Origin of the sequence: Psychrobacter proteolyticus, from assembly GCF_038155145.1 — a bacterium.
Lineage (GTDB): Bacteria > Pseudomonadota > Gammaproteobacteria > Pseudomonadales > Moraxellaceae > Psychrobacter > Psychrobacter proteolyticus_B.
In genome coordinates this window covers 25,213-37,003 of the sequence record NZ_JBAKAY010000006.1, presented here as the reverse complement: position 1 = coordinate 37,003, position 11,791 = coordinate 25,213, and the positions used below count along the sequence as shown (strand labels likewise).

The 11,791-nt window shown below is 44.9% G+C and carries 8 protein-coding genes; 2 read left to right on the top strand and 6 right to left on the bottom strand.

Annotation, left to right across the window (positions count from 1 at the left end; translation table 11 throughout):
* Nucleotide 1: 1 nt before the first annotated feature.
* The 6 genes from V6252_RS08770 to exaC form a co-directional block, all read right to left on the bottom strand.
* Nucleotides 2-916 carry an ABC transporter permease gene (locus tag V6252_RS08770; protein ID WP_341610120.1) on the bottom strand — a complete coding sequence of 305 codons (915 nt, stop codon included), beginning with the start codon at nt 914-916 and terminating at the stop codon, nt 2-4.
* Nucleotides 917-1,057: 141 nt separating this feature from the next.
* Entirely contained in the window at nt 1,058-2,074 is a 1,017-nt protein-coding gene (locus V6252_RS08765) for an ABC transporter permease (protein WP_057761126.1), read from the bottom strand.
* A 195-nt stretch (nt 2,075-2,269) separates the two neighbouring features.
* Nucleotides 2,270-3,910 (bottom strand): ABC transporter substrate-binding protein, encoded by a 1,641-nt coding sequence (locus tag V6252_RS08760; protein WP_201568879.1) that lies wholly within the window; start codon nt 3,908-3,910, stop codon nt 2,270-2,272.
* 459 nt (nt 3,911-4,369) lie between these two features.
* The gene (locus V6252_RS08755; protein ID WP_341610119.1) at nt 4,370-5,998 is read right to left on the bottom strand and encodes a GMC family oxidoreductase; all 1,629 of its coding nucleotides are present in this window, start codon (nt 5,996-5,998) and stop codon (nt 4,370-4,372) included.
* Nucleotides 5,999-6,188: 190 nt separating this feature from the next.
* The gene (locus tag V6252_RS08750; RefSeq protein WP_296208320.1) at nt 6,189-6,515 is read right to left on the bottom strand and encodes a DUF779 domain-containing protein; all 327 of its coding nucleotides are present in this window, start codon (nt 6,513-6,515) and stop codon (nt 6,189-6,191) included.
* Nucleotides 6,516-6,672: 157 nt separating this feature from the next.
* On the bottom strand, nt 6,673-8,199 hold the full coding sequence (gene exaC, locus V6252_RS08745; protein WP_114700459.1) for an acetaldehyde dehydrogenase ExaC: 1,527 nt from the start codon (nt 8,197-8,199) through the stop codon (nt 6,673-6,675).
* A 326-nt stretch (nt 8,200-8,525) separates the two neighbouring features.
* On the opposite strand from exaC, the gene V6252_RS08740 reads away from it, so the two are divergent.
* Together V6252_RS08740 and V6252_RS08735 are read left to right on the top strand one after the other, a co-directional pair.
* The gene (locus V6252_RS08740; RefSeq protein ID WP_341610118.1) at nt 8,526-10,463 is read left to right on the top strand and encodes an AAA family ATPase; all 1,938 of its coding nucleotides are present in this window, start codon (nt 8,526-8,528) and stop codon (nt 10,461-10,463) included.
* 159 nt (nt 10,464-10,622) lie between these two features.
* Nucleotides 10,623-11,771 carry a type I glyceraldehyde-3-phosphate dehydrogenase gene (locus V6252_RS08735; protein WP_341610271.1) on the top strand — a complete coding sequence of 383 codons (1,149 nt, stop codon included), beginning with the start codon at nt 10,623-10,625 and terminating at the stop codon, nt 11,769-11,771.
* Nucleotides 11,772-11,791 lie beyond the last annotated feature (20 nt).

Sequence of the window (11,791 nt, the reverse complement as noted above, 5' to 3'; positions counted from 1 at the left end):
CTTAGGTCACCTGCTTTAATTTAGGATCTAGCGCATCGCGTAAGCCATCACCAGTCAGGTTAATCGATAGTGCAGCCAAGAAAATAGCGACACCCGGCCAAATTGCTAGCCAAACATTACTTTGAATATATTGACGCGCCGTACCTAGCATCGCACCCCATTCGGCATCAGGTGGCTGTACGCCAAAGCCTAGGAAACCAATCGCACCTGCTTCTAAAATAGCAGACGAGAAAATCATCGTCGCCTGTACGATAAGCGGTGCCATACAGTTGGGCAGAATGGTGATAAACAATAATCTGAGCACGCCAGCACCCATCACTTGTGAAGCAATGAAGTATTCTCGCTGCAGCTCTACCATCGCAGTCGCACGAGTCAGCCGAATAAATGGCGGCGTACAGACCAGTGCGATCGTAATAATCGTATTGGTCATAGAAGGCCCTAAGATAGCGGCAATGATAATCGCCAATAGCAAGCTCGGATATGACATCAAGATATCATTGACCAACATGACGGCTTTGCCCCAGACCTTTGGCCAAAACGCCGCACTTAGACCTAATGAGATACCAACCAACATCGCCAGAGTCGTTGCGCTTAGACCGATAAACAACGAATAACGTGCGCCATACATCACTCGAGATAAGGTATCTCGGCCCGCATCATCAGTACCTAGCCAAAACATCGCATTGCCACCATCAAGAAAGGCAGGCGGTAATTGCTCTTGACCGGTGAACAGCTCGTAAGGATCATGAGGCGCAATAGCAGGCGCAAGTATGGCAACTAGAACCATTAATGCCAGTACGATAAAACCAAGCACTGCGCCTTTGTTTCGGCAGAACGTCGATAAAAATAGCTGCCAAGATGACGGCGGTGTGGCTGCCATCAGATTGACATCAGAGGGGAGAACAGAAGGCTTCATGAGCATTTCCTATAGTGGCTAGCGCATTGGGTTCGTTTGGGCTTCATTTCCTAACAATTATTAGAAATTTGCCAAAAAGCTTTATAACCATGTAAGCGCTAATCATCACTATTTATAATGTGAGTATTTATCAATGTTGAATTAAGAAGTATGGCGAATACGTGGATTGATCAGACCATACAAAATATCAATAAATAAACTAACCAAAATCAGAGCGGTGGCGACCAATAAAATACCGTTTTGTACAATAGGGTAGTCACGAGTGAAAAACCCATCGAGTAGCCAATTACCAACGCCTGGCCAACTAAAGATAGTCTCGGTAATAATGGCACCTGCAAGCAATGTTGCCATCTGTAAGCCAACGACCGTAACCACAGTAATCAAGGCATTACGCATTACGTGGACCAGTATCACTCGGCGTGGAGATAAGCCTTTGGCTCGTGCTGTACGCACATAATCCTCGTCTAATACCTCTAGCATCGCAGAGCGTGTCATCCGTGCAATCATCGCTAACGGAATGGTCGATAAGGCAATAGAGGGCAATATAAAGTGTTTGACCACGTTCCAAAACGCGCCAGGTTCTCCTGAGCTTAGTGAGCCAAGTAACCATGACCCATACAGTGGTTGCACGTCTAAAAACTGTGCGACAGATATCACCCCAGCGACGGGCAGGAGACCTAAATAATGAGCGAAGATACCAGTCAGGATGGGGCCCAATAAATAGATGGGCATAGAGTAACCTGCCAACGCGCCTGACATTAGGGTGTAATCAATCCATGTACCACGGCGCAGGGCAGCAAAGATGCCTAAGCTGACACCAATGACACTAGCGATAACAATAGCGCATAATGCCAATTCTAGAGTAGGAACAAAGTGGGCAAAGAAATCTTGCAATACGGGCGTACGAGTACGAAAAGACTGACCGAAATCACCTGTTAGAATGCCAGTCAAATAATCCCAATACTGGGCAACGAGTGGTTTGTCTAATCCTAGCCTTTCTAAGGCACGAGCATGTAGCTCGGGATCGACCATACGCTCGCCCATCATAATCTCGACCGCATCTCCAGGTACGAGACGAATCAGAGTAAAAGTGGATAGCGTTAGGCCAAGATAGACGGGTATTAAAATGGCAATACGACGCAGAATATAAAGTAGCATGGGCTGCTCAATAGTTGTGGTTCAATGATTAGAGTATTAGCGATGATGAAGAGATCCGTGACAAAGGGCTTAATTCATATTGTTCATATCATTCATATAAATTCGGCTGGAGCAGAGTATCTGACCCAGCCGCACTTATATGAATGAATAAAATGAATAAATTGCTTACGTCGTAACCGAATTAATCAGTCAAGGTTATTCAACTTTTACACCATCGAAGCGTATTGAGCCAAGCGGGCTAATTTTATAATCGACCACGTTTGGTGCGGTGAATACGGTCACTACCGAGTGTGCCATTGTTGTCCAAGGAAGCTGTTCTTTGAATATCTGCTGAGCTTGCTCATATTCACTGACACGCTCATCTTGATTGTTAATCTGACGGGCATTGGTCACCAAATTATCGAAGTCTTTATTACACCAGCGCGAGTAATTGTTACCACCGACCGCGTCACAAGACAATAACGACCCAAGCCAGTTGTCTGGATCACCATTATCGCCAGTCCAACCTGCTAGAATGACATCAGGCTCACCTTTAGCAGCGCGTTTTAGGTACTCGCCCCACTCATAAGTCACAAGCTTGGTATCGACGCCAATCTTCGCCCAATCTGCTTGCAGCATCTCAGCCATTAGCTTGGCATTTGGGTTGTATGGACGCTGAACTGGCATATACCATAGATTGATAGAAAGGTTATCCGCGCCAGCTTCTTTGATTAGTGATTTTGCTTTCTCAACATCGTAAGGCGCGTCTTTAAGTGACTCGTCATAGCCCCACTGCGTTGGCGGCATTGGGTTGGTCGCTTTGAGGCCTTCGCTCTGATAAACCGCGTTAATAATAGCGTCTTTGTTGATCGCCATATCTAATGCTTGACGCACTTTAAGATCGCTCAGTTGAGGTTTTTCTACGTTATAACCGACATAGCCGACGTTGAAGCCAGGCTGATCGAGAACGGTGGCTTTACCTGACTTTTTGACAGATTCGATTTCGGCAGGTTTTGGATAAGCGGACACGTGACATTCGCCAGCTTGCACTTTCTGTGCACGAACTGCCGAGTCTTTAGTGATAACAAACACTAGGTTGTCGATATAGATGTCGTCTTTATTCCAATAGTCTGGGTTTTTGGTATAACGAATTTGCGCGTCTTTTTGATAAGAAGTAAAGACGAAAGGTCCAGTACCGACGGGCTTAGTATTGATATCAGCAGCATTGCCAGAGGCTAGTAATTGATCTGCGTACTCAGCAGAACCAATATAAGCAAAAGGCATCGCTAGGTTCTGTAGGAACGGCGCATTGGTTTCGCTAAGGGTAATCTTTACCGTATAGTCGTCAACCTTTTCGATACTAGAGATAATATCAGGTAGCCCCATACCGACTGAATATGGGAATTCAGCAGGATAAGCTTTGTTAAATTCAAAGTCTGGGTCAGTGATACGTTCTAGCGTAAAGACAATATCATCCGCGTTGAAATCGCGAGTCGGAGTAAAGTAATCAGTTGTACCGAATTTAACCCCTTTGCGTAGATTAAAGGTATAAGTCTTGCCGTCTTCGCTAATATCCCAGCTTTCAGCAAGTCCTGGCTGAATCTCAGTCTCTGCTCTTTTGAATTCTACCAAGCCATTGTAAATAGGGAAGGCACTCGCATCAAAATCCGTACCTGAGGTATATTGCGCTGGATCGAATCCAGCAGGGCTACCTTCTGAGCAATAGAGCAATGTTTTGGCGGCTTTGGCATCTGAGCTAGCAGCAGAATCATCCGTAGTTTTGTTGTCTCCACTACAGGCGCTGATACCTAAGACAAACGTCGCCAACATTGTAAGTTTGAAGAGTGATTTTTGCATTATTACATCCTATGTAATGGTAGGTAGGTACTCATGTATCCATATGTTCGTACTCGATCATGAATACGATGAGAAAGCGTTTAGTGACCTCTAAAATATCTATTTATACAATGTTTGTTATATACAAAACAAAACATATTAAAGCTTGTTATAACTTTAAATTATATAGACAGAAACTAAAAATATAAATAAGTCGTTCGAATATACTCTCTTAATCTGTGATAATGCAAGCGATAAATAGACTAATTTTGATAAAAATTGCACGATTTTGCCGTATTTAGCATTAATAAGATATTAAATACTAAATTCTATGGCTTTATGTTTATTCACTCTAAGTAGCAAAGAGACACACTTTTAAATTTCTAACCAGTTACAATTTTACTAGGTGTAAACAATTAGAAATAATAAAGTTATGTCTCTTTGAAGTAGCCAACTATAAGCTGTTTGTCCAATGCAGCATTAAACAGGGCTATGATTTGTTTTAATTAAATCGGCTATTTTTTCGGCAATCATAATAGTTGGCGCATTGGTATTGGCGCTAATAAGCGTTGGCATCACTGAAGCGTCGATAACTCGCAATCCGCTCACACCTCGTACCTTCAATTCCAAATCCACCACAGAGCTGTCATCTGAGCCCATGCGGCAAGTGCCTACCGGATGATAGATGGTATCTGACTTATTACGGATATAGCCGAGCATGCCGTCTTTTTCGAGGTAAGGGGCGGGGTAATCTTCAGTGATGTACTTAGCGAGTGCGGACTCTTGCATAATGGCTCGAGTACGCTCGGCACCAGCTACCATGTACTCTACGTCTTTTGGATGCGACAGATAGTTTGGATCGATTAAGACGGCATCGGATGGATCGGCTGAGTCCAATCTGACAGTACCTCGACTTTCAGGCCGTAAGTAGCAACTGTGACAAGAGACAGCAAATCCGCGTCTGAGATCGCGACCGTGCTCTATCACGCGTGAGATGACAAAGTGCAGCTGGGTGTTTGGCCACTCTTTTGGGTCATCACCGACACTAAAGAACGCACCCGCCTCTGCATAGTTGGTAGACAGTAGCCCTGTACCGTCCTTTCTCCACTGCCGAATACTTTTGGTCAATGTCGAAATCGATGCCATGCCAATACCGATGACGTCAGTCGTATTGACCTCATAATCAAAGACAACGTCTAAATGATCCTGTAAATTGCCACCGACTTCGGGTGCATCTACCACCACATCGATACCATGAGACTGCAAATGCTCTGCAGGGCCGATACCTGAGAGCATCAGAACTTTGGGTGAACCAAACGCACCACCTGATAGTAGGACTTCATGACGCGCCGTGACAGTATGTTCGACGCCGTCTTTTTCGTAGACGACGCCTGTCGCTTGATTGTCTTCGATAATGACGCGGTTAGCCTGCGCATGAGTGATAACAGTTAGGTTGGGGCGGTTTTGTACAGGATGTAGATAGGCGGCCGCGGCAGAACAGCGTTGGCCTTGTTTTTCACCATGAAAATGAGTGACTTGATACAACCCTGTACCGTCTTGCTTTTCGCTATTAAAGTCGGTGTTATGATCTAGGCCGTTGGCAATCGCAGCTTCTACGAAGGCTTTGGAGATGTCTCGCGGACTGAGTAGGTCGCTAACATGCAGCGGCCCGCTATCGCCATGTAGGTCATCGCTACCACGAACGTTGTTTTCAGCTTTGATAAAGTAAGGAAGTACATCGTCAAACCCCCAGCCAGTACATCCTTGCTCCACCCAGCGCTCATAATCTAGCTTACTACCGCGCGTATAGATCATGGCATTGATCGCTGATGATCCGCCCAGACATTGTCCACGCGGCTGAAAACCTTTACGGTTATTAAGGTGCTCTTGAGGGGTGGTGTGAAAGCACCAATTGTTTAATTTAAGCGGTTTGCCAGGAACCATCAGAATCAGTCCAGCAGGCACGCGTACTGCTAGATCTTTGCCATCACCGCCATACTCTAATAAACAGACACTGATATCTGGGTTTTCAGTGAGACGGCTGGCGAGCACGCAACCTGCTGATCCACCACCGACAATGACATAGTCAAATGTTGTGTCAAATTCCATTTTATATTCCTTATAGCATCCATGCTAATTAAAATAGGGTACGCTTTACAGTAACTATTATTCTGCTGAAATAATAAAATAAAAATGACTCTGCGGTATCTGTTTGCGTCGATATCTTAGGACAAGCGAAGACTGTTATATTCGGTATGTTATATAAAATTAATGCTACTTAATTTTGCACTGAACAAGCTTATATCGAACAGATTTCTGAACGTACGATAAAGCGTTTGCCTTCAGGGATTTCTAACGAAAAGCTCGCACCGCGACCATTGACGACATCAATGGTGAGATCCGTATGCTGCCATAAATTGTACTGTGCCTTACCCATATAAAATGGACAGCCAGCAAGCTCACCAACCAACACATCCTGACCACCCACTTTGAACTCTCCTAAGGGATAGCACATAGGTGAGCTACCATCGCAGCAGCCACCTGATTGATGAAACATCAGCTCACCGTGCTTGGATTTCAATAGCTCAATTAACGCTTTACAAGACTCTGTTGCCGTAATTTTCATAATCAACTCCTATGCTATCAGGGTCGAAAAACCATATAACTCTAAAAAACTATTATTCAAAACATGGCTTTTTACGACTTCTTAAAGTGAAAATGCAACCTATCTTGCGACAGATTGCATTTGTTTTCTAAGTACTGTCATGCGTTCACAGATTAGATTAGAAGAAACCCATTTTTTTAGGGCTGTACGACACCAGCATGTTTTTGGTTTGCTGATAATGATCGAGCATCATCAGATGGTTTTCGCGGCCGATACCTGATTGCTTATAGCCACCGAATGCCGCATGTGATGGATATAGGTGATAGCAGTTGGTCCATACGCGGCCCGCTTGAATACCACGTCCAAAACGATAGGCTTTATGCACGCTACGTGTCCAAACGCCAGCGCCTAGACCATATAGGGTGTCGTTGGCAATTTGCATGGCTTCTTCGTCGTCTTTAAAAGTAGTGACAGCGAGCACAGGTCCAAAGATTTCTTCTTGGAACACGCGCATGTCATTGGTACCTTCAAAGATAGTTGGCTTAACATAGTAGCCGTCTGCTAGGTCGCCATCGTGTTTGGCTTGATCGCCACCGACTAGGACTTTTGCGCCTTCTTTTTTACCGATATCAAGATAAGATAGAATCTTCTCTAACTGATCTGAGCTGGCTTGCGCACCAATCATAGTTTCAGTATCTAGTGGATTGCCCATTTTGATCGCTTCGACACGAGCGATACAGCGTTTGATAAATTCGTCATAGATGCTTTCGTGTACGAGCGCACGTGATGGACAAGTACAGACCTCACCTTGGTTTAGGGCAAACATGACTAGGCCTTCGACCGCTTTGTCCAAGAAGTCATCGTCTTCGTCCATGACATCAGCAAAGAAGATATTTGGACTTTTGCCGCCAAGCTCTAGCGTCACTGGAATGATGTTTTCGCTAGCGTACTGCATGATGAGGCGACCTGTTGTGGTCTCACCAGTGAAGGCAACTTTGTTGATACGAGGGTTAGAGGCAAGTGGTTTACCAGCTTCGACACCAAAGCCATTGACAATGTTTAACACGCCTTTAGGCAAGATGTCAGCGATACCGATCGCTTCTAACATATATAGTATCGATGCAGGCGTTTGCTCAGCAGGTTTCATGACGATACAGTTACCAGCGGCTAAAGCCGGGGCGATTTTCCATACTGCCATTAGAATGGGGAAGTTCCATGGGATAATCTGCCCGACAACGCCAAGCGGCTCATGAAAATGATAAGCAACGGTGTCTTCATCAATTTGACTGATACCGCCTTCTTGGGCGCGAATGGCACTGGCGAAATAACGGAATTGATCGATGGCTAGCGGAATATCTGCCATTAAGGTTTCGCGCACAGGCTTACCATTTTCATAGCATTCAGCAATAGCGATCGCTTCTAAGTTAGCTTCCATGCTATCTGCGATTTTTAATAATAAATTGGCACGTTCAGCGACGCTGGTTTTGCCCCAAGCGTCTTTGGCAGCATGCGCGGCATCTAGGGCTTTCTCGATATCTGCTTCTTTTGAACGGGCGACTTGGCAAATGGTTTTACCATCGATAGGGCTTGGGTTGTCAAAGTACTCGCCATCGACAGGAGGGGTCCACTCACCATTAATAAAGTTATCGTATTTTTCGCGGAATTGGACGGGACTGTTTTCAGTATTGGGATAAGCGTATAACATTAACCACTCCTTGTTGTGTATTATGGTTATTTAAAATATGGTTACTTACGTATGACCATTTAAAAATACATTCTTGGTCTTCCTAACCAAGTTATCATCCTATCGTACTGAGCTTTTTAGCAGAACGATAATGACTTTTTATAATGATATATTTTGTATCGTATAACTTTAAGTTATGTGATATGAGTCGGTTAAAATGGTTCGCAAACGGTATGCAGCTGTTATAATTGTAAGCGTCTAATTTGGCTTGCTATGGTTACTTGATTAATCATGGGGGCTTTCTTTTTGTACTATTTCTTCTTCATAATATTGGTTGGTTTGGATCTATGCGTCAATCTTCTGCTCTTGATATCCTAAAAACAGGTCAAAACGTCTTTTTGACTGGCTCAGCAGGTTCAGGTAAGACTTATACTCTCAATCAATACATCGATTATCTACGCGCCCGCCGTGTTCCTGTTGCGGTGACAGCCAGTACGGGTATTGCCGCCACGCACATGAACGGCACGACGATTCATAGTTGGTCAGGCATCGGTATCAAAGATGAGCTGACTGATCGAGACTTGTCTACCTTGTCACGCAAGCAGTTCTTAGCAGACAGATTGAAAGATACTGCGGTCTTGGTCATTGACGAGATATCAATGCTACATGCCAAGCAGCTTAACTTGGTCAGCCAAGTGCTCAAGCATATTCGCAAAAATGACAAAGCATTTGGTGGTATTCAAGTCGTAGTCGCAGGAGACTTTTTTCAGTTACCACCGATTGGCAGTAAAAGTGAGACGAATCGTGAAAAGTTCGCCTTTATGTCTGAGGCGTGGCTCGATGCCAAGTTCCATATTTGCTACTTGTCTGAGCAGCATCGTCAAGTTAGCGATGCAGCCAATGGCGGTCTCGATTTAGACGATATTCTTAACCAAATTCGCCGTCAGGAAGTGACCTTTGAGGCGATTGCTGCTTTAGAAGCGACGTATGACCAAAGCGTCGATATCAAGCGTACGCGTCTATATACCCACAATCTCAACGTTAATAAAATCAATGACAAAGAACTGGCGTCTCTAGATGGCGAGATGATGCGTTTTGAAGCGACGGCGACAGGCGATAGTAAGCTAGTTGAGACACTAAAAAAGACCGTGCGTACCCAAGACGAGCTGATTCTCAAAGTCGGCGCCAAGGTAATGTTTATCAAAAACAATGCCGAGCTTGGTGTCTCTAACGGGACGATGGGCGAGTTGATTGGTTTTGCTGCTGTCAAAATAGACGATAAAGATAGTAATGATGCGTTAATCGAAGACGATAGCAGCGATGACGTTGATGAGGATACTGCTGGTGAGAAAACAACAAAAGGTAAAAAGTCCGCTGCTAAGAAAGACAAGGAAAAACCAAAGTCGAAGAAACCAACGACTCAAAAAATGCCTGTCGTGCGGCTTAATTCAGGACGAGAGGTCATCGCTGAGCCTGAAGAATGGATTATCGAAGATGAAACGGGTGATGTGCTAGCAAGTTACTTACAAGTTCCGCTCTGTCTGGCATGGGCGATTACCATTCATAAATCGCAGGGCATGACCCTCGATGCGGCTGAAATCGATTTGTCGCGTACTTTTGAATTGGGACAAGGCTATGTGGCATTATCACGCCTCAAGTCGCTATCTGGGCTACAGCTGCTCGGTATGAATGACATGAGTCTGCAACTTGATCCATTGGCACGCGGCGCAGACAAGCGGTTTTTGGTACTGTCTGAAGAAGCGGATGCCAACTATGCGATGCTAGATGAAGAAAGCATGCAGCAGGCACATGAAAAATTCGTCTTGAAGTCAGGTGGGACATTGAGCAAGTCGGTAATCGATGCTTACGCCACCCTACAAAAGAAGCGCCGCGAACAACAGCAAGCGAAAATCGATAAGAAACAGAAACTTGGCAATCAGGTCTCTGACAAATCAGACAGTACCCTACTTGCGACCAGAGTGTTGTTAGAAGAGAGTTTGACCATTGCAGAGATATCACAAGCCCGTCAGTTGTCACAATCGACTATCATGCGTCATATTGCTGACCTAAAGTCACAAGACCCAAGTCTTGCCTGCGATCATCTGCGGCCAGATGATGAGGTAATGACAGCCGTTGGCAATGCCTATGTCGCTATTAAAGTCGCCAATAATCCAAATGACTTCAATGATGACGGTAGCATCAAGCTGCGTCCGATATATGATCATCTCAAGCAAAGCATTGACTACAATACCATTCGCCTCGCATTGATTTTTATCACCCCATAGTTTTGCTGCTTATAATTTCATTGCCTATAACTTTGTTACCTTTATTTTTATAGGCTTTATCTTTGCTATTTCTTAGTATTTAGCAATCATTAGCGCACTCAACGTGATAACGCTCAGTTTTTACCCCCATTTATAGCGATACCCTTTATGTCCAATGTTATGCCTGATTTTTCGAGCGCTACTTATCAATTGACCTCTGACCCGATAGCGGCGACGTTCCGTACTACTGGTGAGCATACACAGCCACTGAGAGTCGCTATCAATGGCTTTGGTCGTATAGGGCGCAATGTACTTCGTGCTTTGCTAGAGCGCTTTGAAGTGTTAGGCCGTGCGATTCATGTGGTGGCAATTAATGATTTAGCGCCAGCGGATATCTTGTTGCATTTACTCAAGTTTGATAGCACCCATGGCCGCCTCAGTCGATTAGGGGTAAATGCTGAGATTGTAGAGAGTGAGTCAGGTGATACGAGCAAGACTGAGCTCTGTTTGACCAAAAACAATCTGACTTACTGCATCAATATGCTATCAGAGCCTGATCCTAAAAATTTACCTTGGCAGGCGCTGGGTGTCGATGTGGTTTTAGAATGTACTGGGCATTTTCGCTCGTATGAGCAAGCAACGCTACATATCGATGCTGGCGCGCAACAAGTGATCATCGGTGCCGCGCCGTTTGACGATGTGGATGCCTGTATCGTCATGGGTGTGAATACCGATGCGCTCACGCTTGAGCTACCGATTATCTCCAGTGTTTCTTGTACCACGCAGGCATTGGTACCGTTGATTGATACGCTAGATAAAGCGTTTGGTGTGCAGTCAGCCATGATGACAGAGATTCATGCAGTTACTGCCGATCAGACAGTTCTAGATCAAGCACATCGAGATCCAAGACGGGCGCGCGCTTCTGGCTATAACATTATCCCAACGACATCCAGTAGTATCGCTGCGACAGAACGAGTGCTACCAGCCATGGTCGGCAAGATAAATGGACATTCGATACGAGTGCCAACTATCGACGTTGCGGCGATTGATGTCACCTTTGTATTTGATACGCCAGATGTCGATGTCGAGACAGTGCGAGAGGTGCTCAAATCTGCCAGTCATGCGCATTTGCATGACATCATGGCTTATACCGATGAGCCATTGGTATCTAGTGATTTTATCCATCAGACTGAGTCGCTTATCATTGATGGTCAGCAGCTTATGCAAGTAGGTGGTCAATATAAGGTTTTTGCATGGTACGATAATGAATGGGGCTATGCCAATAGGCTGCTCGATATGTGCTTACATCTGGCCTCAAGCAAGCGATAATACACCAAATTACAAGTATT

What these genes read in the sequence shown, in the direction of transcription:
- V6252_RS08740 (WP_341610118.1), top strand. Translation starts at nt 8,526, where the DNA reads ATGCGTCAATCTTCTGCTCTTGATATCCTAAAAACAGGTCAAAACGTC.
- V6252_RS08770 (WP_341610120.1), bottom strand. Translation starts at nt 916, where the DNA reads ATGAAGCCTTCTGTTCTCCCCTCTGATGTCAATCTGATGGCAGCCACA.
- V6252_RS08755 (WP_341610119.1), bottom strand. Translation starts at nt 5,998, where the DNA reads ATGGAATTTGACACAACATTTGACTATGTCATTGTCGGTGGTGGATCA.
- V6252_RS08750 (WP_296208320.1), bottom strand. Translation starts at nt 6,515, where the DNA reads ATGAAAATTACGGCAACAGAGTCTTGTAAAGCGTTAATTGAGCTATTG.
- V6252_RS08735 (WP_341610271.1), top strand. Translation starts at nt 10,623, where the DNA reads ATGCCTGATTTTTCGAGCGCTACTTATCAATTGACCTCTGACCCGATA.
- exaC (WP_114700459.1), bottom strand. Translation starts at nt 8,199, where the DNA reads ATGTTATACGCTTATCCCAATACTGAAAACAGTCCCGTCCAATTCCGC.
- V6252_RS08760 (WP_201568879.1), bottom strand. Translation starts at nt 3,910, where the DNA reads ATGCAAAAATCACTCTTCAAACTTACAATGTTGGCGACGTTTGTCTTA.
- V6252_RS08765 (WP_057761126.1), bottom strand. Translation starts at nt 2,074, where the DNA reads ATGCTACTTTATATTCTGCGTCGTATTGCCATTTTAATACCCGTCTAT.